The 23,542-nt window shown below is 50.5% G+C and carries 35 protein-coding genes; 25 read left to right on the forward strand and 10 right to left on the reverse strand.

Annotated features, from left to right (window positions below; translation table 11 throughout):
• Positions 1–101: 101 nt before the first annotated feature.
• A complete protein-coding gene (locus EVJ33_RS10220; protein WP_131436806.1) occupies positions 102–1,088 on the reverse strand; it encodes a LytTR family transcriptional regulator DNA-binding domain-containing protein in 987 nt (328 codons plus the stop codon).
• Positions 1,089–1,221: 133 nt separating this feature from the next.
• Here EVJ33_RS10220 and EVJ33_RS10225 point away from each other — a divergent pair, with 133 nt between their 5' ends.
• From EVJ33_RS10225 to EVJ33_RS10240, 4 genes are all read left to right on the forward strand, one after another.
• Positions 1,222–1,602 (forward strand): hypothetical protein, encoded by a 381-nt coding sequence (locus tag EVJ33_RS10225; RefSeq protein ID WP_131436808.1) that lies wholly within the window; start codon positions 1,222–1,224, stop codon positions 1,600–1,602.
• A 13-nt stretch (positions 1,603–1,615) separates the two neighbouring features.
• On the forward strand, positions 1,616–1,924 hold the full coding sequence (locus EVJ33_RS10230; RefSeq protein ID WP_131436810.1) for a nucleotide pyrophosphohydrolase: 309 nt from the start codon (positions 1,616–1,618) through the stop codon (positions 1,922–1,924).
• Positions 1,925–2,003: 79 nt separating this feature from the next.
• Positions 2,004–2,684, forward strand: coding sequence for a DUF3841 domain-containing protein (locus tag EVJ33_RS10235; protein WP_131436812.1), 681 nt, complete (start codon positions 2,004–2,006; stop codon positions 2,682–2,684).
• 19 nt (positions 2,685–2,703) lie between these two features.
• Entirely contained in the window at positions 2,704–3,174 is a 471-nt protein-coding gene (locus tag EVJ33_RS10240; RefSeq protein ID WP_131436814.1) for a hypothetical protein, read from the forward strand.
• Positions 3,175–3,200: 26 nt separating this feature from the next.
• Here the strand turns inward: EVJ33_RS10240 and EVJ33_RS10245 are convergent, their stop codons facing one another.
• Positions 3,201–3,473, reverse strand: coding sequence for a hypothetical protein (locus EVJ33_RS10245; protein WP_131436816.1), 273 nt, complete (start codon positions 3,471–3,473; stop codon positions 3,201–3,203).
• 120 nt (positions 3,474–3,593) lie between these two features.
• The gene (locus EVJ33_RS10250; protein WP_131436818.1) at positions 3,594–3,821 is read right to left on the reverse strand and encodes a hypothetical protein; all 228 of its coding nucleotides are present in this window, start codon (positions 3,819–3,821) and stop codon (positions 3,594–3,596) included.
• Between the two features lie 134 nt (positions 3,822–3,955).
• On the opposite strand from EVJ33_RS10250, the gene EVJ33_RS10255 reads away from it, so the two are divergent.
• On the forward strand, positions 3,956–4,489 hold the full coding sequence (locus EVJ33_RS10255) for a DUF3841 domain-containing protein (protein WP_131436820.1): 534 nt from the start codon (positions 3,956–3,958) through the stop codon (positions 4,487–4,489).
• On the forward strand, positions 4,489–5,244 hold the full coding sequence (locus EVJ33_RS10260; RefSeq protein WP_131436822.1) for a nucleotidyltransferase domain-containing protein: 756 nt from the start codon (positions 4,489–4,491) through the stop codon (positions 5,242–5,244). The genes EVJ33_RS10255 and EVJ33_RS10260 overlap by 1 nt, the downstream gene beginning before the upstream one ends.
• A gap of 10 nt (positions 5,245–5,254) precedes the next feature.
• On the opposite strand, the gene EVJ33_RS10265 is transcribed toward EVJ33_RS10260, so the two are convergent.
• Entirely contained in the window at positions 5,255–5,506 is a 252-nt protein-coding gene (locus tag EVJ33_RS10265) for a hypothetical protein (protein ID WP_131436824.1), read from the reverse strand.
• Between the two features lie 401 nt (positions 5,507–5,907).
• Between EVJ33_RS10265 and EVJ33_RS10270 the strand changes: the two genes are divergently transcribed.
• Positions 5,908–6,948, forward strand: a complete 1,041-nt coding sequence (locus tag EVJ33_RS10270) for a flavin monoamine oxidase family protein (RefSeq protein ID WP_131436826.1) — start codon at positions 5,908–5,910, stop codon at positions 6,946–6,948.
• 42 nt (positions 6,949–6,990) lie between these two features.
• Here EVJ33_RS10270 and EVJ33_RS10275 read toward each other — a convergent pair whose 3' ends face one another.
• Together EVJ33_RS10275 and EVJ33_RS10280 are read right to left on the reverse strand one after the other, a co-directional pair.
• On the reverse strand, positions 6,991–7,422 hold the full coding sequence (locus EVJ33_RS10275) for a MarR family winged helix-turn-helix transcriptional regulator (protein WP_236634598.1): 432 nt from the start codon (positions 7,420–7,422) through the stop codon (positions 6,991–6,993).
• Positions 7,423–7,436: 14 nt separating this feature from the next.
• Complete coding sequence (locus tag EVJ33_RS10280; RefSeq protein ID WP_131436830.1) at positions 7,437–8,642, reverse strand: MFS transporter; 1,206 nt, start codon at positions 8,640–8,642, stop codon at positions 7,437–7,439.
• A gap of 161 nt (positions 8,643–8,803) precedes the next feature.
• On the opposite strand from EVJ33_RS10280, the gene EVJ33_RS10285 reads away from it, so the two are divergent.
• The 10 genes from EVJ33_RS10285 (at position 8,804) to EVJ33_RS10330 (ending at position 14,354) form a co-directional block, all read left to right on the forward strand.
• Entirely contained in the window at positions 8,804–9,268 is a 465-nt protein-coding gene (locus tag EVJ33_RS10285; RefSeq protein WP_131436832.1) for a hypothetical protein, read from the forward strand.
• A 54-nt stretch (positions 9,269–9,322) separates the two neighbouring features.
• Entirely contained in the window at positions 9,323–9,778 is a 456-nt protein-coding gene (locus EVJ33_RS10290) for a hypothetical protein (protein ID WP_131436834.1), read from the forward strand.
• A gap of 11 nt (positions 9,779–9,789) precedes the next feature.
• Positions 9,790–10,251 carry a hypothetical protein gene (locus EVJ33_RS10295; RefSeq protein ID WP_131436836.1) on the forward strand — a complete coding sequence of 154 codons (462 nt, stop codon included), beginning with the start codon at positions 9,790–9,792 and terminating at the stop codon, positions 10,249–10,251.
• 11 nt (positions 10,252–10,262) lie between these two features.
• Complete coding sequence (locus EVJ33_RS10300; RefSeq protein WP_131436838.1) at positions 10,263–10,745, forward strand: hypothetical protein; 483 nt, start codon at positions 10,263–10,265, stop codon at positions 10,743–10,745.
• 17 nt (positions 10,746–10,762) lie between these two features.
• A complete protein-coding gene (locus tag EVJ33_RS10305; protein WP_131436840.1) occupies positions 10,763–11,218 on the forward strand; it encodes a hypothetical protein in 456 nt (151 codons plus the stop codon).
• A 2-nt stretch (positions 11,219–11,220) separates the two neighbouring features.
• Positions 11,221–11,703, forward strand: a complete 483-nt coding sequence (locus EVJ33_RS10310) for a hypothetical protein (RefSeq protein WP_131436842.1) — start codon at positions 11,221–11,223, stop codon at positions 11,701–11,703.
• A 111-nt stretch (positions 11,704–11,814) separates the two neighbouring features.
• Positions 11,815–12,753 carry a DMT family transporter gene (locus tag EVJ33_RS10315; RefSeq protein WP_131436844.1) on the forward strand — a complete coding sequence of 313 codons (939 nt, stop codon included), beginning with the start codon at positions 11,815–11,817 and terminating at the stop codon, positions 12,751–12,753.
• Between the two features lie 14 nt (positions 12,754–12,767).
• A complete protein-coding gene (locus tag EVJ33_RS10320; protein WP_131436846.1) occupies positions 12,768–13,193 on the forward strand; it encodes a DMT family transporter in 426 nt (141 codons plus the stop codon).
• A gap of 6 nt (positions 13,194–13,199) precedes the next feature.
• Positions 13,200–13,868 carry a Crp/Fnr family transcriptional regulator gene (locus EVJ33_RS10325; protein ID WP_131436848.1) on the forward strand — a complete coding sequence of 223 codons (669 nt, stop codon included), beginning with the start codon at positions 13,200–13,202 and terminating at the stop codon, positions 13,866–13,868.
• Positions 13,869–13,880: 12 nt separating this feature from the next.
• Complete coding sequence (locus EVJ33_RS10330; protein WP_131436850.1) at positions 13,881–14,354, forward strand: DMT family transporter; 474 nt, start codon at positions 13,881–13,883, stop codon at positions 14,352–14,354.
• On the opposite strand, the gene EVJ33_RS10335 is transcribed toward EVJ33_RS10330, so the two are convergent.
• Positions 14,351–14,554, reverse strand: coding sequence for a hypothetical protein (locus tag EVJ33_RS10335; RefSeq protein WP_131436852.1), 204 nt, complete (start codon positions 14,552–14,554; stop codon positions 14,351–14,353). The two genes, EVJ33_RS10330 and EVJ33_RS10335, sit on opposite strands and share 4 nt — an antisense overlap.
• 79 nt (positions 14,555–14,633) lie before the next feature.
• On the opposite strand from EVJ33_RS10335, the gene EVJ33_RS10340 reads away from it, so the two are divergent.
• The 5 genes from EVJ33_RS10340 to EVJ33_RS10360 are packed head-to-tail and all read left to right on the forward strand — an operon-like array spanning position 14,634 to position 17,461.
• Positions 14,634–15,125 carry a hypothetical protein gene (locus tag EVJ33_RS10340; protein WP_131436854.1) on the forward strand — a complete coding sequence of 164 codons (492 nt, stop codon included), beginning with the start codon at positions 14,634–14,636 and terminating at the stop codon, positions 15,123–15,125.
• Complete coding sequence (locus EVJ33_RS10345; protein WP_131436856.1) at positions 15,125–15,607, forward strand: hypothetical protein; 483 nt, start codon at positions 15,125–15,127, stop codon at positions 15,605–15,607. The genes EVJ33_RS10340 and EVJ33_RS10345 overlap by 1 nt, the downstream gene beginning before the upstream one ends.
• Positions 15,604–16,422, forward strand: a complete 819-nt coding sequence (locus EVJ33_RS10350) for an SMI1/KNR4 family protein (protein ID WP_131436858.1) — start codon at positions 15,604–15,606, stop codon at positions 16,420–16,422. Before EVJ33_RS10345 ends, EVJ33_RS10350 begins: the two co-directional genes overlap by 4 nt.
• A 58-nt stretch (positions 16,423–16,480) precedes the next feature.
• Positions 16,481–16,960, forward strand: coding sequence for a hypothetical protein (locus EVJ33_RS10355; protein WP_131436860.1), 480 nt, complete (start codon positions 16,481–16,483; stop codon positions 16,958–16,960).
• A 15-nt stretch (positions 16,961–16,975) separates the two neighbouring features.
• Complete coding sequence (locus EVJ33_RS10360; RefSeq protein WP_131436862.1) at positions 16,976–17,461, forward strand: hypothetical protein; 486 nt, start codon at positions 16,976–16,978, stop codon at positions 17,459–17,461.
• 246 nt (positions 17,462–17,707) lie between these two features.
• Here the strand turns inward: EVJ33_RS10360 and EVJ33_RS10365 are convergent, their stop codons facing one another.
• The 3 genes from EVJ33_RS10365 to EVJ33_RS10375 all read right to left on the reverse strand — a co-directional run bounded on the left by EVJ33_RS10365 (position 17,708) and on the right by EVJ33_RS10375 (position 20,812).
• A complete protein-coding gene (locus EVJ33_RS10365; RefSeq protein ID WP_131436864.1) occupies positions 17,708–18,436 on the reverse strand; it encodes an ATP-binding cassette domain-containing protein in 729 nt (242 codons plus the stop codon).
• 9 nt (positions 18,437–18,445) lie between these two features.
• Positions 18,446–19,171, reverse strand: coding sequence for an ABC transporter permease (locus tag EVJ33_RS10370; RefSeq protein ID WP_131436866.1), 726 nt, complete (start codon positions 19,169–19,171; stop codon positions 18,446–18,448).
• 138 nt (positions 19,172–19,309) lie between these two features.
• Positions 19,310–20,812, reverse strand: coding sequence for a phytoene desaturase family protein (locus EVJ33_RS10375; protein WP_131436868.1), 1,503 nt, complete (start codon positions 20,810–20,812; stop codon positions 19,310–19,312).
• Between the two features lie 246 nt (positions 20,813–21,058).
• Here EVJ33_RS10375 and EVJ33_RS10380 point away from each other — a divergent pair, with 246 nt between their 5' ends.
• From EVJ33_RS10380 to EVJ33_RS10390, 3 genes are read left to right on the forward strand one after another with little or no spacing between them, the layout of a single operon-like run.
• Complete coding sequence (locus tag EVJ33_RS10380; protein ID WP_131436869.1) at positions 21,059–21,697, forward strand: efflux RND transporter periplasmic adaptor subunit; 639 nt, start codon at positions 21,059–21,061, stop codon at positions 21,695–21,697.
• Positions 21,694–22,377, forward strand: coding sequence for an ABC transporter ATP-binding protein (locus tag EVJ33_RS10385; protein ID WP_131436870.1), 684 nt, complete (start codon positions 21,694–21,696; stop codon positions 22,375–22,377). The genes EVJ33_RS10380 and EVJ33_RS10385 overlap by 4 nt, the downstream gene beginning before the upstream one ends.
• Positions 22,374–23,525, forward strand: a complete 1,152-nt coding sequence (locus EVJ33_RS10390; RefSeq protein WP_131436872.1) for an ABC transporter permease — start codon at positions 22,374–22,376, stop codon at positions 23,523–23,525. Before EVJ33_RS10385 ends, EVJ33_RS10390 begins: the two co-directional genes overlap by 4 nt.
• The last annotated feature ends 17 nt before the right edge of the window (positions 23,526–23,542 follow it).

A 23,542-nucleotide genomic window follows, 5' to 3' on the forward strand; every position in this document is an offset into this window, starting at 1 on the left:
CTTGCTTTCATCATATCGAGAGGAAGAGGAGAGCGCATTAGAATGGCGGTAAATGGCGCTTCTTGAGGACTGAGTGGAGCGAATGAGCCGGTGAATGGAGCTTATTTTAGTCCGATCATCGTCTTCAACTCGGCCATTTTCGTCTTCGAGAGCGGGATAGTCGTCTTCGCCGAATCATCGAGGACGAGGCTGAAACTGTTCTTCGTATAGGTGATGACTTCCCGCACCCGTTGAAGGTTGACGATGTACGACCGATGGCAGCGAAAGAAGCCGTACGGCGTCAGACGCGTCTCGAGTTCGTTCATCGTGAAGACGCTCGGGAACTGTTCCGATTGACTGTGCAATACGGATTGTCCGTCTTGGCTTTCGATGTAGTCGATTTCCGGCGGGTCGAGTAAGACGATTTTCTCGTTCACTTTCGTCGGAATCTTCTCGAAGCGGACGTGCATGACGTCAGGCGTGATATCTTCGTTCGCATCAGGTTCATCCGGTTCCACATCGAGTAGGCGCAAGTGCCGGTGGTCGATGCGATAAACGGTCGACGTGACGAACAGGGCGCTCTCCATGTTGCTCGTCAGAAGTAGGATGGCTTTTTGTTGCTGCTTCAGTTGCATCAAGACGGTTGCGAACAAGTGGCGTGTCTCTTGGTCGACGTTTTGATCCGGTTCTTCGAGAACGTAGATGTCACGATTATGTAAGAGCAGCGCCGCATATTGGACGCGCCGGACGAGCGACAAGCTGAGCCGGTTCAAGCGTTTGTTCCGGTATGGGATGAGTTGAACGGTTTGCAGGACGGCATCCAGTGATTCTGTCGATGCGTAAAGCGTGTGCGTAAATCGCAAGTACTCCTCGACCGTCAGCCGGTCATACAATCCATCACGGATGGAGAAGACCGAAAGCGTACGATTCGCTATATCGATGTTTCCGGAGTAGTTCGCATGCGAGTCAGTCAATAATGCGAACACTATTTCCCGGGAAGTGACGCCGCAGTGGATGGCTGCGATTTCACCTGGATTGATGGTGAACGAGATATTTTCAAGGATGAGCGTGTCCTGTTGGCGAACAGAGACGTTGTCAAAAGTAAGCACCGAATCCCTCCCTTTTTAGTGGAGTATAACATTTTAAAAGAAGGTTTTAAGAGGGAAATTATTACTCATATAAGTTACATCTTTTGGTAAAATTGAAAGGTGTAGTTTTATGATAAGGTGGTGAATCAATCATATGGTTGAAAAATACGAGCAACTCCAGATACAAGTGTTTGAGCTTCAAGTAGAAGTAGAGATGCTCCAAACGTTGTTACGTAAAATGATTAATCAGGATGAGGCGTTACATCATAACATCGAAAGCGAATTGGAATACATCTTTCTCACACAAGAGTTGCCAGTCGAAAAACGTTTCGACGTTTCTTTTTATTTGACGCGACTGCAAAAAGAATATCAATTCGAAAAAACGATTCCCGATTTTATGTCTTTCCACGAAGGACTAAAGGAAAGATTAGGAGTAGACGAATTGTCGATGAGGGTGTCAAAGCGATTGATTCAAGAGCATATCGATCGAGGTGTTTTTTCGGTAGGGAAAGAAATCTTAGCAACGATGAAATGAGGCTGTTTCAGATATGAACGAAGTACAACAATTGATGGACAAAGTGATTGAATTTCGAGACGAGCGCGATTGGGCGTTTCACCATAACCCGAAAGACTTGGCGTTATCGTTGTCGCTTGAGGCGAGCGAGCTGTTGGAGTTGTTCCAATGGGTGTCGAGCGAAGAAGCGCTCGAGACGAAACACGTCGAGATGAAAGAAGAGCTCGCGGATGTCCTCATCTACGCGCTGACGTTTGCCCATGCAACAGGGATCGATGTGTCGCAGGCGATTGAAGAGAAGCTTGAGAAAAATGCGGTGAAATATCCGAGTCCGAACGCCTAAGTTGTAATCGACCGATTAACCTTGACCATTATTTTCACTACGTTTTGATGTGAAATCGGATAAAGTGGTGAAAGAACAAATGTGGAAAGGGTTAATGAATATGGGCATCTATTATACGTATCAGCATGAAGACGCTTGGAAAGTAGCATTGGAGCGAGGATATTTACAAGGTGATCCTCGATACGCCATGTTCAATGACGAAGGATTCGATTTTTTCAAAACGGCTTATGACTGGATGGTCGAACAATATGAGCAGCGAATTGGAATTCCACTGAACGGGAACTATCCGGTCTGGTGTTGGGATGAGTTTCCTGACCTCGGAACTGGCGGACATATCGGACATGGGAACAAAGGTGTCGTGTTAACGGTTGAATTACCGGACGATCAAGTGTTGGCTTCGGAAATTTCATTTTGGGATCTTGTTTTACATAAATCCACTTTGTACGATACAGCTGAAGCATTTGATACCGAGGAAGAACCCGACCCGTCGGATACACGAAAGTCTTGGGAGAAAATCTTTGACCGAGCGTGGTGCGAAGAGATGGCGGTCAATCGGTCAATCGAGACACCTGACTATCAATACGTGATTCATCGTATCGAGCTCCATCAAGTACGGGCCGTCATGCCGTTCCAAGACTTGAGTAATAGCTGGTTGGATCGGATTCGAGGATTTGTATGGCGTCTCGGTTATCGACTTGGTTTGAAAAAGTCGATTCCATTTCAGTGGCAAGGAAACTGTCATTTTAAAGAAATTAGTTGAAGAGGGGAAGATAGGAATCATGACCCAACGCGAACGGTTTGATCATTTATATGAGGCGGGGAAACGTTCCACCCGCCAAGCACTTCTTCTCGGATTGTTCATCATCTTACTCGGCGTCATGTTTTGGTTCACAGACGAGCGTCGACTCGCCGAACTGGTATGGTTCGTCTTGTTTATTCCGGTCGTCTCGTTCGTCAAAGTGTGGGCGCGGACGAAAACGCTGCTCACGTTCAACGAGGCTCCAGACTATCGGCGTCTCGTCTGGTATGAGTATTGGAGCGGGATGGCCGTGATTGTAATCTTTTGCGTGTTGATTGTGACGTTGCTGTTACGTCCGGAACAAGCAAATATTTTGATTCTCGTTGTGGCGTTCAATCTATTTGCGTGGATTGCTTCTTCTAAGATTGATCAAAAGCTTGCTAACATCGACCCGGAACACGTGACGCATAAAGCCTATGAACGCGGTAAAGTCGGTTTCTTTTTAAAATAAAGGCAGTCAAAAAGGAGTAGCACACGCTACTCCCTTTCGTTTACCCGATCGACCAATTGTTTCGCTTCAAGCAGCGACAGGTCATATGTCTCACGCAAGAATTTAACGGTCGGAATCACGCCAATCGTATCGATTTTTTCTTTAATCGACGCATGAAACTCAGCATCTTGCACGATTGGTTCGGTATGAAGTTGTTTTCGTTTCAATACACTCATATCCTTTTCTTGTCGCGTAATGATATTGAGCAAGAAAGCGTTCAAAATCAATGAGGCAGTCAACAGGATCGTGGTCCAATCCATTCAAACACTCCTTTCGCTTAATTATCGATGATATCGAAACTGTAAGCATTGGTGAGCGGATTATGAATAATCAATTCATAGCTTAGCTGTTGTTCGTCCACATCGTGAGTGATGTCGACATTAAGGGCGTGTCTCTATTTTTTCTTCGATTCGCTCGAGGCGCTCCACTAAGACGTCAAACTGTTGTTGCTGATGAGCCGCGGTTTGACGATCCAATTCGAGTCGCGCGTCGGCCCGTTTCTCGTAGCGATCGATAAATCGAACAATCATCACGATGACCGCGATGAGTAACGCGAGTGGGACAATGATCGCCAATAAACTAAATAGCAATGTCATTAAAACATTCATGCTTTTTCCTCCTTCATGTAATCCATACGGTTAGTATACTTCCAAATTCAGACAAACCCAAACGATTCCCATGATGGATCAGGAAACAGCAGGTCAGTTATGCTAACAGTATCTTCTAAAAAAGAGGTGGACCTATGGCAATTTACTATACATATCAACATGCGGGCGCCTGGGAAGCTGCCAATGCGTGTGGCTACTTGTTTGGGAATCCGGCGTACGGCATTTTTCAAGACGAGGACTACGCGTATCATCGCCCTGCCTACGATTGGCTCGCGGGGCAATATGAGCAACGGACGAAAATCTCGCTTCGTGGAAACTATCCGGTTTGGTTGAGCAAAACAAGGCCAGACGTCGCACGGGGTGGCTACTTGGAACCTGGAGAACCGGGCGTCGTGCTGACGGTTGAGCTGCCGGACGCACATGTGCTCGCAGTCGAGGCCGGTTATTGGACGTTCGCGTTGAATCGGTGTTTTCTCTCGTTTGAAGACCGGGAAGCTAGGAATGAGGAAGAGTTGAAAAAATCGTGGGAGAAGATGTTCGACATTGACTGGTGCGAATCAATTGTCGAGGAGTATCCGGAGACGAACACGAAGTATCACTATCTCGTCGCTCGGGTTGATCTCGGACAAGTGCTCGACGTGACGACGTTTATTGAGGAGGGTGTGTGATGGAGCTACCGACACGACTAGGTACAGACGAGGCGGGTTACGTCATCAATCAAACAGACGTGATACGGATTCAACCGATGTTTCGGCCAGTGCTTGATCAAGTGATTCAATTGTTGCGAGAAGAATTCGCAGAAGCACTGCATAGCGTATATGTATACGGTAGCGTCGGTCGTGGGACGGCTGTAGCCGGACGGTCGGATTTAGACGTGACGGTCATCGTCAAACGGGAAATGGATGATAATGTATTGAAGCGACGTACCGTGCTCCTGTTGCGGGAACATCCGGAAGTAATCAAAATTGATTATGACATTGGTCTGTTGGATACAGTGCTTGAGCCCACTAATCATGTTGAATGGGGATTTTGGTTACGTCACATGTGTGCATGTGTTGACGGGACTGACTTGTCTCATCGTTTTCCGTATATGAAACCGGACGAGCGGACTAGCCGAGCGTTGAATCGAGATTTGTTCGATCAGTTACGAGAAGCGAAAGTGCAATTGAAGACAAGACGTATGACGGGAAACGAAAAACGGTCACTCGTCAAACGGATGATTCGAGGTGCGTATTTGACAATCAACGTCGAAGATCAAAGTTTTGTATCGACGATTACAGACAGTCTGTTTGTATTGCGCCTCTATTTTCCAAACAGTGAAATCATAGATGACTTAGAGCGAGGCATGGAGTCAGAAGAAGTTCAAGATGACTGGTTGGGTAAGTTGATTAATCAGTATGAATCATTGTTTCTTCCACGATGACAGTCATTTATTAAAGCGACTTCTGTTGGTCTAAATCATCAAAATGAAATTCGACGTAAATCATCCCGAGGATGAGATACATGATTACGAACGTCCGAACTAAATTGGGTACGTAGAGGATTTGGAAAAACAGCAATCCTTCAAACGAGAACACGAATAGATAGGCAAGGAGATACATCAAGATCTTGCCTCTTCGAAATCGAGAGAACAGACGAATGCCTACGAGGAACGGATAAAGTAGCGTCTTGACGGTATTGGACATGTTGGTAAATCCTTTCTAAAAACGTCACCGCTCATTAAGCGGAACGTATTCCGGTTTAGTGCGTCTACGTCTGACATCCGATTCGAAGTAATACATTGGGGTGAACAATCCTGCTGAAAGATAAATCATAAAAACGGTTTCCAGTAAGAGCGACCCTTGGAGGCCATATCCGATGATGAGGACATGGACGGGAACAAAGAACAGCATGAATGCATAAGACATTGTACTTTCTGTTTTGATAAATCGATATAATCCTCGCATCAACAAGATGTAAGGAAATAAGATGTAATAGAAGAAACGCTTCACGTCGTAACGCCCTTTCCTGAGCGGTGCGCCCAAATTATGTACATTCGTCTTTTTCAGTATAATGGGAGCACCACGTATAGAGAAGGAGTATTTATATGACCAAATCAATCGCCATCATCGGGGCGGGTGTGAGCGGCTTATATGCCGCGTCGCTCCTCACTGAGAAAGGCTATGACGTCACCGTGTTCGAGGCGCGCAGTCGCATCGGGGGACGGGTGTTGAGCCAAGACGGGTTCGACCTCGGTCCGACCTGGTATTGGCCAGAGACGGAGACGACAATCACGCAACTGATCGAACGGATCAACCTTCCGACGTTCTCACAATATACGGCCGGTGATTTGATGCTCGAGCGGCAGTTCGGTGTCATCGAGCGTCATACGCTCCCGCCAGGTCATATCGTTCCATCGATGCGACTCGTCGGGGGCATGGCCAGTTTGACGACGGCGCTCGCTTCGACACTACCGGCAGGGACAATTCAACTCGAGTCGACCGTCACCTCAATTCAACAGGCGGAAGACGAGATATTGGTCGAGCTCGAAGGCGGACGGACAACAGCGTTCGAACATGTCATCTTAGCCATCCCGCCACGACTCGTCTCACGCATCTCGTTTCAACCGGAATTGTCTGAAACGACGAAGGTGAAGCTAGCAAACACACCGACTTGGATGGCCGGGCAGGCGAAAGTCGTCGCCGTGTACGACCGCCCGTTTTGGCGAGACAATGGTTTATCCGGTCAAGGGATGAGTTGGGCCGGTGTGTTGCAGGAGATTCATGACGCCTCGCAGCCGGGCGGACTTGCCGCGCTGTTCGGCTTCTTCCGGTTGTCTGCTGCCGAACGCTCGGTACTCGACCGGGACGAGCTGAATCGTCGCGTCATCGATCAACTCGTGCGCTTGTTCGGGGAAGAGGCGCGCCATCCGCGTGACGTGTTATACGTCGATTGGTCGAGTGATCGTGACACGGCAAGCCCTCGAGATGCCCAGCCGTTGACCGATTTCCCGGTCTATCAGCCAATCGCGCTCGATTCAGCCTGGGAAGGACGACTCTCACTCGCTGGGACGGAGACGGACTCGTTGTTCGGCGGACATATCGAAGGCGCGCTCCGTGCAGCGGAACGTGTCGTTGAGAAACTCTAACCAAAGATGCGTATCCTCCCGAGTCGGGACGATACGCATTTTTCATTTGAACTTTTTAATCATCAGCGCGAGTGAGCGATTGATCATCGTCATCTCATCATCTTCGAGCACGGAGAACATCTCTTCGGCGAGCCGTTCCTCGATGGCATCGATTTGTTTCGAATACTCCATACCGATTGGGCCGAGCCGGATGAAGCTCTCGCGCAAGTTGTCCGGGTTCTTCTCTTTTTTTACGAACTGACGCTGTTCGAGCACTTTGAGCACTTGGCTGACCGCACTCTTCGAGATATTCATCTTCGCGGCAATCTCGGTCGTCGTCCAAGTGTCTTGTCGTTTGAACAGGAGTAGCATCTGCTCTTGCTGGTAACTGAGTTCGAATTCGTTCAACTCGGTAAAGTATTTGGTGAACAACAAGTCGAGCTCGTCAATTTGACGGTACATCTCGATGACTTGCTGTTTGCGTGTGTCGTTCAATCGTCGTTCTCCTTTCATCGCGTGTCACGGAACGTCTGGCTCCGCACGTATAACACGATACTTAATACTAATCCGATTATACCAAACGAGATGAGGAGCGTTTGAATCGGTACGGCCAAGGCGACCAAAATCGATAGGACAGCGAACGCGATCGGCTCGAGGCCAGATGCGGCGAGCGCCATGATGCTCATGACCCGTCCGATCTTGTCATGGTCGCTATGTTCTTGCATGAGCGTGACAGTTGGCAAGTAGACGAGCATCAGCATGAATCCGCTCGCGGCCGCGGCCAAGGCGAGGAGCGTGATCGACTGTGCCTGCGTATAGAGGAAGAAGGCCCCAATCGTCAAAAACAAGACGCGGAAGACGAAGCGTCCACGATGGACCGAGCGGAACAAGAGGACAAGAAAACTTGCCACGAACGTCCCGACAGCAAGTCCACCTTCAATCAAACTCAAATCAAACGCGTTGCCACCCCGTTCACCGACGAGAATCGGGATGCTCATGATGAGCGGTCCCATGACGAACAAGTTGACGATAGCAATCGACAGCGTCCCGCTCCGCAAAATCGGTGTGCTCGCGACGTAACGGATGCCTTCTTTCAAGTCAACGATGACATGACCGAGCGACATGGCACGGGCTAGGGGAATCGAATCACGAATCAAGCGCGGCATAATCAAGATGGCGGCGATGAAAATCAGGACGGCCGCCGTCCCGAAGCTGAGCCCGAAGCCACCCCATGTCAGTAAGGCCCCGGCGAGAAACGGTCCGAACACGAACATGAGCTCGAGCGTTCCTTGGAAGAGCGAGTTGGCACGCTGCAGCTCTTCTTGTTTGACGAGCGACGGAATCAAAGATGACAACGCTGGATAAGACATGCCGTCGAGTAGACCGAACACGATGGAAATCATAATCAAGGCGAACACTGAATACGCGTCCGCGAGATGGAGCGCTACGACCGCGACCATAAGAAGACCTTGCCCGAGGTTCGTCAAAAACAAGAGCCGACTCTTTTGGAATCGGTCGGCGAACACACCGCCGAACACCATCATTACGACACGCGGTAACGAGACGGCGGTCATGATGATCCCGAGAAGGGCCGGTTGCTTCAGCACATCGATTGTGAGCCAGGATACGCTCAAGAAGAAAATCGAGAACCCGAGTGTGAGCGTCATGCCGGATAACCACGTAAACACGAAGCGTGTATTTTGTAGCAAATTCATAAAGAAAACCTCAGTCTTTCTGCCTTTTAATATAGTTAAGTTAACTAAACTATAAAGCGAAGTCACTTATTCGTCAAGCAAGTAGGTGGCTGTGAAGTTAATTGTAAAAAAACGGAACTTTTTTCACTGACAACCGTATAGTTAGTTAAGAGGTGAATGCGATGAGTAAACAAGAACGATTACATAGCGTGAAACAAATGAATGTACAGTGGATGTTGTTACGGCTCATGTTTGCTTTGCCGACTGGGGTTTTGATCTATTACTTCTTACAGTCGCAAGGCTCCCCGATGATTATGGCAGCGTTCCTTCTATCGTTGACCAGTGCAGCAAGTATTTTGTTTATGAGGGAAGCGCGCTTCGTCAAAGCATTAACGACGCATGATCAAGCGAAAAAGGTGATCGGTATCCAATATCAACTCGACTACTTGTTCGTCATCATGATGGCCGTGATTTTTCCGATGATGATGCGACTGAATATCCTGACCAGCTTGATTCCCTTTGTTCTGTTCGTCAGTGGTAGCGCGTTCATCTTGTTTACGCAACATAAACTTGATCAACAGTTGAGCTGGATGGATATAGAACAACCGACTCGTCGCGAGATTCAACGCACGAGATTCACGTGGTGAGGTTGAAACAGACATGAGGTTAGCTTGGATCCATCACAATTAAAGGAGTAGCTTATGAATAAACATCACCGTTTGAAGCAAATGGTTACCGCAAATCGGAAATGGCTTCTCATCAGGCTCGGTTTTGCGATTCCGATTGGGGTATTGCTCTTCTTCTTTCTACAAACCGAGACACGATCGCTCGTATACGGAAGTTTGATGGTCATGTCGTTGTTAGCATACGGCGTGATGATCATGCGGGAAAGTCGATTCATGAGCAGTTTCACAGACCACATTCGAGCAAAGCGGGTCATCCACATTCAATATGTGTTCGACTATATGATGGTTGTCTTCAGCTGTTTGTTTTTCCCGTTGCTTTTGAAGCTCGAAACAATCAGTTGGGTCCCCTTTTTCATCTTCTCCCTTGCGGCGTTAGCGCTGGTAATTGTCGAACGCCTGCTTGATGAGAAAGTAAAAAGGATTGATCCTGAGCAACCAAGGCGTCGCGACGTCAAACGAGAAAGCTTTTAAGGGGGGATTCGATGACCAAACAAGAACGTATCAATCTGATTTATAAAACCAATATAAAGACGGCCGTTCTTCAAAGTCTGCTCACGTTTCCGATGGTGTTTTGTCTCGTCGGATTGATTCGATCGGATTCATGGAACGGATGGTACGCGGCCGGCGCACTCGTCTGTCTCTTGCTGCTGGGAGGAATCTTCTTCAAGGCGAACCGAGTCGAGACCGAGTTGACTGAGCGAGAGGATGCCAAAACCATCATCGCCCGTCGGAATGGATTTGTCTTTGCGCTGTTCGTCGTATTCATTTTATCGTTTGCGCTGACGCTTAACCTTGGTTGGATGTACGCCTGGATATTAGCTGTGGCAGTTGGTGTACTATACGGTGGCTACCGCTTGATTCGAAAACAAGACGAGCGACTGAGCGATATCGATCCGGAGCATCCGATGCTTCGTGAGATTCGACTCGACAACGTCAGAGACTGAGGAGGTACGAAATGAACAGGGAAGCCCGGACTGAAGCGTTGTTACAAATCAACACGACGTATCGACGTTTTATGATTGGGAGCAGTGTCGTCATCTTTGTGAGTGCGCTCTATTTCATGATGCAGACGACTTACTCTGGCGTGATTGCGGTGGTCAGTCTCATCCCGACGTTGTTTTTCGAATGGAAACAGACAGTCCTCTATCTGCAGTTCAATGACGACTGGACGTATCGACGTCTCATTAAACTACAGTTTTCCTCACTCGTTTTCACGTTCATCTTATTGTTCAGTCTGATCGCCCTGTTTTTAACGGGGCAAGTCCATAAGGACGTATTGATGTGGGTGATTGTCATCGGGGCACCACCTTCTGTCTTGTTACCGCTGTGGATTGATCGAAAACTGCTCAAACTCGACCCGGAACACGTCACGTCGAACATGCTGGCTAAAGCCAATCGCGAGAAGTTAAAACGTCGTCTTGACGGAATCAATGATTAGAAAAGGAATGGAATCGTATGACGAAACAACAACGGATTGACGAAATGAATCGATATCGTGAGCAAAGGAAGCGGCGACGAGACATGTTGTTCGCTCCTGTCCCTGGACTTTTATTTGTCACGTTGCTCGCGGATCACATTTGGTGGGTGGGCTTAGGGTTGATGGGTTTGTTCGCCAGCGGTTCAATCGTGTATTTGCTAAAAGAAGGGAAGGCATTCGCTCGTCTATCCAATCAAAGCGAAGCACGAGTGGCGACGCAAAACGTCTACTGGATTTTAGGTGGGTGGTACGTCTTGATCGTCGGTAGCGTGGCAAGTTATAAACTGGCGGTCCCTTGGTGGACATGGATTCTTGTCCTTGGGATGGCGGTGCTGTTGCCGCTTCTGTATAAACGCTTCAATGAGACTGTCCGAAGCGCGGATGCAGCTCAACCGGTCCGCTCTGAATTGGCAACAGCGAGTGGATTGCTATGAAGATGTTGACGAAACAGGAACGAATCGAGCGTTTGCTCGCACATGAGGATGCGACGTGGCATTGGCGCTATTGGGGTCTCTTCTTCAACCTCATCGTCGTCGCGTTCATCTCGTATCAGACATCGATTTACTTACCGCTCATCCTATTTGCAGTGTATTTGCCGCAATTGTGTGTCGCGTGGTGCAAGACGAAAGTGTTGCTGACATTTAATCCAGATCCTCGCTATCGGCGTTGGGTTTACAGTGATTTCATCGTCGAATGGTTCATTTTTTTACTGTTTCTCTGTCTGCTCGCTGCTCATCACACCGGCTTCCTCACGATTTGGCCACTCCTGACCATCTTAGGAGTCGGCACGATTGGTGGGTTGGTGTTTTCACGTCTGGCCCATCGAGTCATACTGACGTTTGATGCACACCACGTGACGAATCGGATGTTCGACGAAGCGAAAACTGAGCGCTATACGCACCGAAAGACGAGTTCCTGATAGTCGGAACTCGTCTTTTTTCATTTTCAGGACATCGGTCCTTTATGCTCGAGTGCTCGAGGAGTAAGCTTGAGACGTACACAGTATATAGAGAGAATCGAGGAAGAGACTATGTTAGCCATTGTAATTGGACTCGTCATCGGGATTTTGTTACCGATGCAGACGAGCGTGAACTCGCGTCTGCGCACCATCGTCGGGTCACCGTTCGTCGCGTCGTTCCTGTCATTTGCGATCGGGACGACCTTTTTAACGCTCACGTTACTGCTCACCGGGCAGTCATTCGGGATCGAATCATCCATTTTCCAAGGAGAACCGCTTTGGATGTGGTCGGGTGGTTTGTTGGGGGTCATCTTTTTAACGGGGAACATTTTGCTGTTCCCGAGGCTCGGTAGTGTCCAGACCGTCATCATGCCGATTTTCGGACAGATATTGATGGGGCTCTTGATTGACCACTTCGGTTGGTTCAATTCAACCGTCAACGTCCTCACACCGTGGCGCGTGTTCGGGGCACTGCTCGTCTTGCTCGGCGTCGTTGGCACGGTCGCGCTAACGGACTGGATTAACCGTCGCCGCGGTAAACTCGTCGCCACATCGCAGACGGGAACCGGCAATTTGAACGTCTGGCGCCTCGTCGGAATCGGGACCGGGATGATGAGCGCGACACAGACGGCCATCAACGGTTATTTAGGAACGGTGCTCGAATCAGCTTTGAAAGGGGCGCTCGTCTCGTTCGTCGTCGGGACGGTTACGTTACTGCTCATCTTGCTCGTCTTACGGCCGAGCGTTGAATGGCGTGGACTACGCGGTCAGCCGTGGTGGATTTGGCTCGGTGGTATCATCGGGGCCCTGTTCATCGGCGGGAACGTCTTGATCGTACCGATGGTCGGGACCGGCATCGCCGTCGTCATCGTCATTGTCGGCTTGCTGTGCGGGAGTTTGCTCATCGACCGTTTCGGTTGGTTCGGTGCCGCCAAGAACCCGGTCACTGGGATTCAACTCGTCAGTTTACTCGTCATGGTCATCGGGATCATGCTGATTCGTTTATCGTAAAGGAGGAAGACAACATGCGCGGAGTACTGTTCGCCATCAGCGGCGGCTTCTTTTTGACGCTACAGAGCGTCGCCAACGCTCGCATCAGTTCGAGTATCGGGACGTGGCAGGCAGCGACGTTGACGCAACTGACGGGTTTTCTCGTCGCACTTGTCATCATGCTTCTCGTCCGCGACCGGACGTACATCCATATGCGTCGCGTCGAGCCGCTCTATTTGTCAGGCGGCGCGTTCGCTGCGTTCATCTTGTTCAGCAATATGACGGCCGTACATGAGCTCGGCGTCACGCTCACGATTTCGTTGTTCTTGATTGCCCAGCTTGCCCTCGCACTTGTCATCGACTGGCGTGGCTGGTTCGGGATGTTGCGCCGTGACTTGAACCGGACGCAACTGCTCGGGGTCGTCATGATGATCGTCGGGATTCTCGTATTGAAAGGATGACGTGCGATGGAACAGATTGACCGTTATATGAAGCGGTATGGGTTGGATGAGGTGCTCCCATTAGCCGTCCGACCTCAACTTAAGCTCGTCCGTTACGCGACAGGGGAGGCGATTTGCACCCAAGGCGCTAAGGCCGAGCAGCTCCACTTTCTCGTCAGTGGAAAGATTCGGGTGGCCCACACGTCAGCGGCTGGGAGGCGGCTCGTCTTGTCGTTCAAATATCCGCTCGACTTGATTGGCGACATCGAATACGTCCGACGTACACCGTTCTTGAACACGGTCGAGGCGGTCACGCCGGTCGAGATGATCGTCGTCCGCTTCGACGACCTCGCGCGTCATGCCAAGGAGGACGTCACGTGGCTCCACTATTTGTTGGAAGGAATCACGAAGAAGTTCGAGATGAAGTCGCAGTCGATGAGTTTCAACTTGTTTTATCCGGTCGATGTGCGGCTCGCGAGCTATCTGTTGTCGATGACACCGGAAGAGACGACGCTCGGGTCGACCGTGGACGAGTTGACCGATATCGCCGATTTGATTGGGACGAGCTATCGCCACGTCAACCGAACGCTCAAACGGTTCGTGGAACAAGGATTGATTGAACGGGATCGTCGGTCGATTGCAATCATTGATCGCGCCGGGCTGATTGCTGTTGCTGGGGAGAGTATTTATGAATGAGGAGGACACATCATGGCACTTGGGATGATGCTCGCGGTCATGGGCGGCATGCTCGTCTGTGTGCAGAATACGTTTAACGCCAAAGTGAAAGAACGGGTCGGGGCGTGGGCGACGACGACGCTCGTGCTCGCCCTCGGTTTCCTGGCATCGCTACTCGTCGGATTGATCAGTGAAGGCATGGGTCTGTTCGCCGTCACGGGGATGGAGACGTGGTACTGGTTCAGTGGCATCATCGGGGTCGGCGTCGTCATGAGTGTGACGCAAGGCGTCCAACAGCTCGGGCCGAGCCATGCCATCTCGATCGTCATGGTGTCACAAATCCTATTCGCACTCCTCTGGGATACGCTCGGTTGGTTCGGGCTCGAAGCCATCCCGTTCACGTGGAAGACAGCGCTTGGCATCGTGTTAATCGTTGGTGGGGTGCTGTTATTCCAGTTGAGTGGGAAAAAAGAGACGGTCCGCCAAAAAGCAAAGCAAGTTGGTTAAAACGATTTCCGACAAGTTGAACAAGTCTGCCCGTGTTCCTGCCGCTTAACGACAGCTTGGCAATGCGGGCATGTTGTCGTGAGCGAGGCGCGGGGTTGGACGGGGGAACGGTCTCCGAACGATGACGGATAGATGGTATACGAGCGGGTCACGATGAAGCCGACGATGCCGAGTAGAATAGCTAAAATCAGAATATCCATCGAAATACCTCCTAATTATTGGTATGCTACTTGTATATACGGTAAACGATCCGAATTGGTTTCAAGGAGGAATACATTTATGGTGACACGAGAAGAACGAATCGAGCAGTTGTATAAACGAAATAAGACTGGGATTGTCATGTTAATCGGAACATTTTTAATTGGATTGGCGGGGGGACTGTGGTTTTTTACAGGTGGCACCTATGAGCAGGTGGCTGCGTTCGTCTTCTTTTTCGTTGTCGCGCTGCCGCTCAGCTTCGTAGCTTGGCGTAAGACAAGAACGCTTTTGACATTCAATGAGGATAAACGCTATCGTCGCTGGATTCGCTTGAAAGGGTTTCTAAATATCGTCTTATTGATCGGGATGATGGGGATGATGTCGCTCTTTACATCAGGGTTGGTCCTGTTGTCATTGTTCACCGGGACGGTAGTGAGCTTGGCGATTGCATTTCTACTCATCGAAATGGTGATTGATCGACGCCTTCTTCAAATCGATGATGAGCACGTCGTCGATAGTCTGATCGGATTGACAAAACGTGAGCGCTTGAAGCGAAAATGGGAGAACGAATGATGGTCGAGCATAAAAATCGCTTGCTTCAATTGATGCGGTTTGAACAAGTCTCGATTCGTTTATTTGGTCTACTAGTCGCCATCATCATCTTGACCTCGTTTTATCTCAATAGTCGTTACACTTTAACGAACATGCAGGTGTTCGCAGCCTTTTTAGTCATTTACGCATCACTGATTTTATGGGGCTGGTTACGGATGAAGCTATTGCTTCGCTTTAGTTCGGATGAGCTGTATCGCCGATATGTTCGAATCAACTTTTTATTCATCTTCATGACGGTCATCGGGCTCGCGGTATTTATTTGGGGTACAGTCATTCAAAATTTTCAACACGTCACGTATTCATTGCTTGGTATGCTAATCGTCTTGCCTTGTCTTTATTTTGAATGGTGGGTGAATGAGCGACTCAAAAAGATTGATCCAGAACATGTGACGAATCAAGACATTCGCCAATATAGACGTTTGAAGAAAGCAGGGGAACAATGATCATTTGGAACGATATACCGGACGACCCGAACCGGTTGACCGCATTAACGGATGACGTGTTGACTGAAGTGGAGACGCGACTCGGAGTGAAACTGCCGATTGATTATCTCGAGGCGATTCGTATTCAGAACGGGGGATATGTCGAACAGCGCGACTTGCCGATTATATGGAATGGGCAAGCTGACATCGCTCTCGTTGATTCAATTGCTGGAGTTGGTTTAAATAAAGGGCTGATCGAATCGAAAGCTTTATTGACGGAATGGGGTGTCGAGGATGACCGATTAATCGCCTTCGCTGGTGACGGGCACTTTTTCCTCGCATTCGACTACCGTGCGGGCGCGACGCCGAAGATTGCCTATATCGATACGGATACGGAAGAGATTGATGTCTTGTTCGACTCATTCCGTCAATTCACGGAAGCGCTCACGACGGTGGATATGGCAGTATATGAAGAAATGATTCCAGAACCAGGTACTGAAATGAAACAAGGGGAGGCGCTCCTGAACGATGCGCGACGCCTACTCTATAGCGATCATCTAGAAGACAAAAGGATTGGTGCGGTTATTTGGTTCAATGGATTGGATTCACTTGAAGCGGACGAACTCGTTCGTGAGCTGTTGACATGGATGGATGACGAGACGTTACGAGAGACGGCGACAAGCGTCATTCAAGAAGTCATTATTCGACGGAAGCCTTTAGATCAACAACTGTTCGAAGCATTTTTTGAGACGCTCCACAGGCAAGACGACGTCTATAGTAAACAACGCTACGAAGAGACGATGTACATTCTCGATAACGATATTCGAGTTGAGTGAAACGATTTGCCGTTTCCTTTCGTAAAAGAAGGTAACGAGATTTGATTAGGGGGATTGGATGGTTGACCATAACATAAGACTTGAACGCATGATGGAGAATGATCGAAAGCGACAAAAACAAATGTTGTACCCGACGATAGGAATCATCGCACTGTTCATCATCTATTTTTGGGCGACGGACGTCCTCTTGCTGTTGCCAATCATCTTGGTTGGACAGTTGCCCGTGCTGTATAAAGGGTGGCACCGGATGAAGTTGCTGCTCACCTTCAACGACGACGCGCGCTACCAACAGAAAGTACGGTCCGAGTTCGGCTTGGCCGTTGGGAACATCGTGTTTCTCGTGCTGTTGATCGCGAGCTCGATGCTCGGATGGATCACGCTACTCACGCTCGTCATCGTCGTTATCGTCGGTCTGATCACGTTCCTAGCGCTTGGGATTCGCATCGACCGTGAGTTGAAAACGATTGACCCGGAGCATGTGACCGCGACGGAGCTTGGCAAGGCTCAACTCGAGCGCGAAAAACGAAAGTCATCATGATGGGAGTACCTAACTATGGTTAATAAAAATGAACGACTGAAACAAATGGTCGAGAACGACCGAAAGGTGAACCGGACGGCGCTCTTGCTCACGTTCGCAATTTTAGGGATCGCCTTTTTCTTCATCTTTACTCAAGACATCACGGTCGCGACGTTCGCTGTAATCATCATGGCGACGCAATTGCCGAGCCTCTATCGGGCGTGGCATCGGATGAATTTACTGCTTACGTTCAATGACGAGGCACGCTATCAAAAGTTCGTGCGTCTCGAGTTCGGTATCGTGCTTGCGAACGTCATCTTGCTTGGGGTTTTCATCGCCATCGCTTGGGTGATTGAAGGGTCGCTCGTCCTTTTCGCAATCATGTTGCTCGCTCTGTTCATCCCATTCATCTTCTTGTCAGTATGGGTGAACCGGAAAATCGAGTTGATTGACCCGGAGCACGTGACGAATCATGAGCTGCGGACGGCGCATCGCGATGAAGCGAAACGTCAGCTCAAATAAGTAGGCGTTCGATGAGCTATGCAAGTGTTTGACATGCTCTGGTCGCTTGGTACCTTTGCTGTCATGTTAGGCGGAATCGTTGTTGTATTGAAGCTGATTGTTGGAAAATCGAGTTCAGGCAACTAAAAGAAGCATCTGACGTCGTGTCAGATGCTTCTTTTTATGAAAACATACCTACCAATATACCGCAGATGACCATGCCGATCGTATAGAACTTGAAGCGGTGTCGTTCCCAAAATAAATCGGTCATCGTGTCACCGCCACATCATCAATGGAGCCTTCCACCATCTTCACGAACGCCTCGTCCGGGTCGGTCGTCCCGGAGGCGCGCAACCAGTCTTGGAAGTCGCCTTCGTATAACACACGTCCCGCGTGGAGGAAGATGACATGTGCGTCAAATTGCGAAAGGTCGTGTAGCTGATGCGTCGAGATGAGGCACGTCCGTCCGTCTTGGACGAGACGGTGTAACCGCCGCATGATGTGGATCCGCGATGCCGGATCGACCCCGCTCGTCGGTTCGTCGAACAGATAGAGGGAGCGCTTGACCGAGGCGAGTAACGTCACGAACAACCACTTCCGCTCCCCGACAGACATTTTCCCGAGTTTCATCTTCCATAAGTGTTCGAACAGCTCTTGCTCTCGTGCGGTCGAGAGACCGTTCACATACGACTCGAGTTTTTTGAAATCGGGTCGTTTGGACAACCGTCCGATAAAGAAAGCAAGGTCTTTCCCGGTCAGTTCATTGTAGTATAAAATGTTTTGCGTCAAATAGAGCATGTCGGTCGAAGGGACGAGCGACAGCGACGTATGATCGACCGGGAGTGTGCCGGTCATGCAGTCGAATAGCGTCGTCTTCCCGGCACCGTTCAAGCCAATTAAGACGTTGATTTTATTCGGGTGAAGCGTGAACGAGACGTCGTCGAGCACGGGACGTTTCGCTTTCGGATAACGATACGACAGCTGTTGAATGTGCATAAGTTCCTCCTAGCGTGTGACGAGTGAGACGAGATTGAATCGTTTCATGGCGATGAGTCCGATGACGACATAGCCGGTGAGCGAGAGCAAGGTGGCGACGAGATTGAACGAAACGTCGATTTGTGTGACGCCGTGGAGCAGGGCGAGCGACAGTTGATGGAGCGCGTAGAACGGATTGACGTACCCGAACCATTGATCCGACTGTTTGACGGCGAGTAGGAACAGCGGATACATGAGGATGTTCGCAAACTTCATCAGGCTCGAGACTTTCACCGGCAGGAGCGTGATGCTGATACATCCGACTGCTAACGGCAAGCTGCCGAGCAGAAGGAGCAGCGGGGTCACGAACAGGCCGAATGAAAACTGATCGTGGACGAGCGTGACGATGACCGTGAAGATGACGAGGCTGATGGCCGCGAACAGAAGCTGTGCCAAAATGATGGCCGTGACATATGTATATTTGTTCCCGGAAATCATGACGTACGTCTTCATAAGACCGTGCTCGCGCATGCGAGCGAGCTCGAGTGCGACGCCGTTCAAATACGTCGCCAAGATGATGTACACCCAAAAGTACGACAAGTACGTGGAAAACTCAGCGGGTGTCATCGTGTCGATGTTCGGCGGGCTGTACAAGAGTGCGATTGCGAGCGGGATCCCCATTGTGAAGATGAACGGGACGCGGTCGCTGGCGATGACTTTCGCATACATAAAGAAAAAACTCGTAATTTGATGCATTGGCTTCCTCCCGATATGTTGTCAGTATTCTATACCTTTATACAGTATACGGAAAGGAATTGTAAAAAGTTTCAAGTTTGAGGCGAATGCAAAAAAAGAGCTCCCATTCAGTCGTATGAATGAGAGCTCTTCCCTTATTCAGCTCGTGACGACGCCGTCACGTTTCGCAATCTTATCACTCACTTGCTGGCCGCTCAGTGTCACCATCGGCATGCCGCCGCCCGGATTGACCGTGCCGCCGACGAAGTAGAGGTTGTCGTACAGTTCGCTCTGTTTCTTATGCTTGAAGCCACCGTTCCGTTTCTTATCGGCGACGGTCCCATAAATCGCGCCCCGGTCCGAGCCGTATGTCCGCTCGATATCATGCGGCGTCCAGACGTCGCGCGTCACCGTATGTTCGCGCAAACCGTCCAAGCCCATGCGCTCGAGTTTATCGAGGACGCGCTCTTCGAATGCGGCGTACTGTTCAGGAGTGAACGGCTCGTCTTGGATATACGGGATATGCGGCAGGATTTTAATGTTCTCGTGCCCAGGCGGTGCCTGTGTCGGATCGGTCTTATTGACGTTCACCAAGTAAATCGTCGGGTCGTCCGGCAACTCGTGCTGCTCGAAAATCTTGTCCATCTGTTCATGCAAGTTCTCCGAGAAGAAGAAGTTGTGGTGGCCGAGCGCCGGATACTCTTTGTTCACCCCAAGGTGGAGCACGAAGCCGGAGCTGGCCGGTTCATATTTCTCGACGAGCTTATCGACGAACTGTTCGTCCGCCTCGACCATCTTTTGATAGAACGGGATGACTTCCATGTTGGAGACGAAATAGTCGGCCGAACGGAGCCGTCCATCTTCGAGTTCGATGGCCGTCAGTTGCCCGTTCAACGTATGGGCCCGGACGACACCTTGACCGGTATGGAGCTTCACACCGATCTCTTCAGCGAGTTTCGTCAGTCCTTCCGCCAGTTTATGTGTGCCGCCTTCGACGTACCAACAGCCTTGCGCGTGTTGCATGTAAATCATCATGTTGAGGACGGCTGGCGCACTATACGGGGATGAGCCGACATACTTCACGTAATACGACAGCATCGTCCGTAAATGCGGGTTGCTGATTCGTTTGGCAATCCCATCGTACATCGTCGACGTCAAATCGAAGCCGAACAACGTCGAGAAAAGGCCGGTCTGTGCCACCGCTTCGCGCGGCGACTCGAATCCTTCCTTCAAATAACTCTTCTCCGTCGTCTTGTAGATACGCTCGGCATACTTCAACAACTCGCGATACTCACGCATGTCTTTGCGCGACAGCGTCGGGTTAGCGTGCTCCATCACGTCCAAGTCATGGTAGAGATCGAGCACGGTGCCATCCGGGAAGAACGAGCGCCACTCAAGGTCGAGCCGCTTGGTTGGCACATAGTCTTCCATCCGTTTGCCGCTGCCTTCGAATAGCTTCTCGAAAATCTGCGGCATCGTTAAAATCGAGGGACCGAGATCGAAGCCGAACCCATCCTGTTCGAGCCGGTTCACTTTCCCGCCGATGTGATCGTTCTTTTCGTACAACGAGACGTCATATCCTTTTTGAGCGAGCGAGATGGCCGCGGATATCCCGCCGAGCCCTCCACCGATTACAATTACAGACTTGTTCACGTTTTGCATATATGTTTCGCCCTTCTTCCACCATGTATTTTTTAATCTTAAGTAGGAAAGCGTGATGATCTACTCTAACAATTTGCCATCATGTCTCTTATTCCCTGCTTCACGCTGAATGAACATGCATATTGCGCTCGAATGTACAAAAGTGACGAGGAAATGATTCGTCGCATGAATCTCCTGGTCCCTGTTTATACTTTGTTTACATCTTCTGATTATCCTTTAGGTACAACCAAAAGGAGGAATACACAGATGAAGCAGAAATGGAAATGGGGCCTCGGTATCGGGGTGTTAGCGATCACGTTAGGAGCAGGCGTCGCTTTGATGCCGCAGACAGTCGATTATAAGACGGAAGCCGTATCGGTCGAGACGATTGAGAATGTATACACATTCGCGGGACAAGTGACGAACATCGATCAGGAAACAGGGAGGCTGTTCGTCGACGAGCGAGATATCGGCAAAGTCGAGGAAGGGGATCCGTTGACAATTTATGTGGGTGCGCTCGACCTCGAAATCGATGCGACAATCGAATCGATTGCGGATGAGGCAGAACCGATGACGACACCGGGCGCAACGGCTCGCTATGCGATGGACGTTGAACTCCCTGACATCGACGGGTTACGAAATGGGATGACGTTAGAAGGCTCCGTCGTCGCTACCCGCGCCGAAGCAGTAGATACGCTCTCGCTCGACAGCATCACGTTCGAAGAGGAGGATGCCTACGTGTACGTCGAAGGAGACGACGGTCCGATCAAACGCCAAGTCGAACTCGGCATCACGGACGGGAGCCGTGTCGAAATCAAAGATGGTTTGGACGCAGACCGCGTCTTGTTGCTCGATGAAGCGACGAGCGGCGGATTGATGCCTCCACGAATCGGAGGTGCCCAATGACGCTCATCGAAGTCGAGGCGCTCACAAAAACGTACGGGTCTGGCGACAATGAACAGACCGTCTTACGTGGGATCGACCTCAATATCCAAGAAGGAGAGTTCGTCGCCATCCTCGGTCCATCGGGGTCCGGCAAGTCGACGCTCATGAACATTCTCGGTTGTTTGGATGGGTATACGAGCGGGCGGTACCGATTCGGGGACAAGGACGTGACAGGATTATCTGAGACCGAGCTGTCGTTGTTTCGGAACAAACAAATCGGGTTCATCTTTCAACAGTTCAATCTGTTGCCCCGCCTATCCGCTTACGAGAACGTCGAGTTACCGCTCATCTATCAACGGAGCTCGAAGACAGAGCGACATGCGCGGACAAAACAAATGCTCACACGCGTCGGACTCGGCGACAAGCTCGACGCCTTCCCGAACCAACTGTCCGGCGGGCAACAACAACGGGTCGCCATCGCACGGGCGTTGGTGACGAATCCGTCACTCCTGTTGGCCGATGAGCCGACCGGCGCACTCGATCAAGCGAACGGGCGCCAAATCATGGAGCTGTTCCATGACCTGCACGCCGAAGGGAAGACGATTATCATGATCACGCACGACATCGATATCGCGAGAGAGGCGACACGGATCGTCCATGTGCGGGACGGGAAGATTGAAAAGGAGGAACGGGTGCGATGATTCGAGAAAATATACGCATGGCCTGGTTGACGGTCATCAGTCATAAGATGCGTTCCTTCTTGACGATTCTCGGAATCGTCATCGGGACGGCATCCATCATCGCGTTGATGACGGTCATCTCCGGGGTGACCGATTCGATCAATGAAGAAGTGGCGACGTTCGGGGCGGACCGGATGACCGTTCAAATCGAAGACGCGAGCAAGCGCGGCGTCAGCGTCGCCGAACTCGACCGGCTCGAAGCCATCGACGGTGTCAGCTCCATATCCCCGACGACGACCCAGCAGACGGACGTCTATGTGACCAGCCAGACGTCGACGCAGTCAGTAATCGGCAAGAGTGATGCCTATTTCGATGATTCTATCGTCGCGACCGGTCGTGGCCTCACACCACCAGACCTCGAGCAACAGACGCACGTCGCCTTGCTTGGGGATACGCTCGCCAAAGAAGCGTTCCCGACGACGTCACCGCTCGGGGAGACGATTGTCATAGGTGGCATTCGCTATACGGTCGTCGGGACACTCGCCCCGTCATCTGAATTTTCGATGTCGACTGATGAAGCGATTATCATTCCGGTGACGACGGCACTCCACCAGTTTCACCAAAACACGATCGCATCATTCGATATTTACACCGATGCCGGACAATCCGAGACGGTGAACGAAGCGGTGACGCAACAGTTGACGACCGCCTTTAACGGCCGTGACACGTTTACCGTCACGAGCTTTGAGGACGCGCTCGCCTCGATTGATCAAATCAACGCCTTGCTCAGTATGTTACTCGTCGGGATCGCCTCCATCTCGCTCCTCGTCGGTGGCATCGGCATCATGAACATGATGCTCGTCTCTGTGACGGAGCGGACGAGCGAGATCGGGTTACGAAAAGCGTTAGGGGCGACACCCGGAAAGATTCGCCAACAGTTCTTGTTCGAGTCGGTGCTGTTGTCGCTGCTCGGCGGATTCGTCGGCGTGGTCGTGGGCGGACTGCTCGCATTCGGGTTGACGCTCGTCATGGGCGTACCGTTCACGCTCGCCAGTTCGACAATCGGGCTCGCGCTCGGATTCTCGATTCTGATCGGCGTCGTCTTCGGCTATATTCCAGCCCGGAAGGCATCGAATTTGCAACCGATTGAAGCATTACGAAACGCATAAGGAAAGCAGGGGTTCAC

Origin of the sequence: Exiguobacterium sp. SL-10, assembly GCF_004337025.1 — a bacterium.
Classification (GTDB): domain Bacteria; phylum Bacillota; class Bacilli; order Exiguobacteriales; family Exiguobacteriaceae; genus Exiguobacterium.

Excerpts from the sequence above, each read along its gene's own strand:
- EVJ33_RS10250 (WP_131436818.1), bottom strand. The coding sequence starts at position 3,821 with ATGAATGTTTTAATGACATTGCTATTTAGTTTATTGGCGATCATTGTC.
- EVJ33_RS10320 (WP_131436846.1), top strand. The coding sequence starts at position 12,768 with ATGCGCGGAGTACTGTTCGCCATCAGCGGCGGCTTCTTTTTGACGCTA.
- EVJ33_RS10390 (WP_131436872.1), top strand. The coding sequence starts at position 22,374 with ATGATTCGAGAAAATATACGCATGGCCTGGTTGACGGTCATCAGTCAT.
- EVJ33_RS10380 (WP_131436869.1), top strand. The coding sequence starts at position 21,059 with ATGAAGCAGAAATGGAAATGGGGCCTCGGTATCGGGGTGTTAGCGATC.
- EVJ33_RS10350 (WP_131436858.1), top strand. The coding sequence starts at position 15,604 with ATGATCATTTGGAACGATATACCGGACGACCCGAACCGGTTGACCGCA.
- EVJ33_RS10385 (WP_131436870.1), top strand. The coding sequence starts at position 21,694 with ATGACGCTCATCGAAGTCGAGGCGCTCACAAAAACGTACGGGTCTGGC.
- EVJ33_RS10245 (WP_131436816.1), bottom strand. The coding sequence starts at position 3,473 with ATGGATTGGACCACGATCCTGTTGACTGCCTCATTGATTTTGAACGCT.
- EVJ33_RS10345 (WP_131436856.1), top strand. The coding sequence starts at position 15,125 with ATGGTCGAGCATAAAAATCGCTTGCTTCAATTGATGCGGTTTGAACAA.
- EVJ33_RS10260 (WP_131436822.1), top strand. The coding sequence starts at position 4,489 with ATGGAGCTACCGACACGACTAGGTACAGACGAGGCGGGTTACGTCATC.
- EVJ33_RS10340 (WP_131436854.1), top strand. The coding sequence starts at position 14,634 with ATGGTGACACGAGAAGAACGAATCGAGCAGTTGTATAAACGAAATAAG.
- EVJ33_RS10225 (WP_131436808.1), top strand. The coding sequence starts at position 1,222 with ATGGTTGAAAAATACGAGCAACTCCAGATACAAGTGTTTGAGCTTCAA.
- EVJ33_RS10270 (WP_131436826.1), top strand. The coding sequence starts at position 5,908 with ATGACCAAATCAATCGCCATCATCGGGGCGGGTGTGAGCGGCTTATAT.
- EVJ33_RS10375 (WP_131436868.1), bottom strand. The coding sequence starts at position 20,812 with ATGCAAAACGTGAACAAGTCTGTAATTGTAATCGGTGGAGGGCTCGGC.
- EVJ33_RS10300 (WP_131436838.1), top strand. The coding sequence starts at position 10,263 with ATGAACAGGGAAGCCCGGACTGAAGCGTTGTTACAAATCAACACGACG.
- EVJ33_RS10370 (WP_131436866.1), bottom strand. The coding sequence starts at position 19,171 with ATGCATCAAATTACGAGTTTTTTCTTTATGTATGCGAAAGTCATCGCC.
- EVJ33_RS10325 (WP_131436848.1), top strand. The coding sequence starts at position 13,200 with ATGGAACAGATTGACCGTTATATGAAGCGGTATGGGTTGGATGAGGTG.
- EVJ33_RS10330 (WP_131436850.1), top strand. The coding sequence starts at position 13,881 with ATGGCACTTGGGATGATGCTCGCGGTCATGGGCGGCATGCTCGTCTGT.
- EVJ33_RS10235 (WP_131436812.1), top strand. The coding sequence starts at position 2,004 with ATGTGGAAAGGGTTAATGAATATGGGCATCTATTATACGTATCAGCAT.
- EVJ33_RS10240 (WP_131436814.1), top strand. The coding sequence starts at position 2,704 with ATGACCCAACGCGAACGGTTTGATCATTTATATGAGGCGGGGAAACGT.
- EVJ33_RS10315 (WP_131436844.1), top strand. The coding sequence starts at position 11,815 with ATGTTAGCCATTGTAATTGGACTCGTCATCGGGATTTTGTTACCGATG.
- EVJ33_RS10255 (WP_131436820.1), top strand. The coding sequence starts at position 3,956 with ATGGCAATTTACTATACATATCAACATGCGGGCGCCTGGGAAGCTGCC.
- EVJ33_RS10355 (WP_131436860.1), top strand. The coding sequence starts at position 16,481 with ATGGTTGACCATAACATAAGACTTGAACGCATGATGGAGAATGATCGA.
- EVJ33_RS10295 (WP_131436836.1), top strand. The coding sequence starts at position 9,790 with ATGACCAAACAAGAACGTATCAATCTGATTTATAAAACCAATATAAAG.
- EVJ33_RS10365 (WP_131436864.1), bottom strand. The coding sequence starts at position 18,436 with ATGCACATTCAACAGCTGTCGTATCGTTATCCGAAAGCGAAACGTCCC.
- EVJ33_RS10335 (WP_131436852.1), bottom strand. The coding sequence starts at position 14,554 with ATGGATATTCTGATTTTAGCTATTCTACTCGGCATCGTCGGCTTCATC.
- EVJ33_RS10280 (WP_131436830.1), bottom strand. The coding sequence starts at position 8,642 with ATGAATTTGCTACAAAATACACGCTTCGTGTTTACGTGGTTATCCGGC.
- EVJ33_RS10310 (WP_131436842.1), top strand. The coding sequence starts at position 11,221 with ATGTTGACGAAACAGGAACGAATCGAGCGTTTGCTCGCACATGAGGAT.
- EVJ33_RS10290 (WP_131436834.1), top strand. The coding sequence starts at position 9,323 with ATGAATAAACATCACCGTTTGAAGCAAATGGTTACCGCAAATCGGAAA.
- EVJ33_RS10285 (WP_131436832.1), top strand. The coding sequence starts at position 8,804 with ATGAGTAAACAAGAACGATTACATAGCGTGAAACAAATGAATGTACAG.
- EVJ33_RS10265 (WP_131436824.1), bottom strand. The coding sequence starts at position 5,506 with ATGTCCAATACCGTCAAGACGCTACTTTATCCGTTCCTCGTAGGCATT.
- EVJ33_RS10360 (WP_131436862.1), top strand. The coding sequence starts at position 16,976 with ATGGTTAATAAAAATGAACGACTGAAACAAATGGTCGAGAACGACCGA.
- EVJ33_RS10230 (WP_131436810.1), top strand. The coding sequence starts at position 1,616 with ATGAACGAAGTACAACAATTGATGGACAAAGTGATTGAATTTCGAGAC.
- EVJ33_RS10305 (WP_131436840.1), top strand. The coding sequence starts at position 10,763 with ATGACGAAACAACAACGGATTGACGAAATGAATCGATATCGTGAGCAA.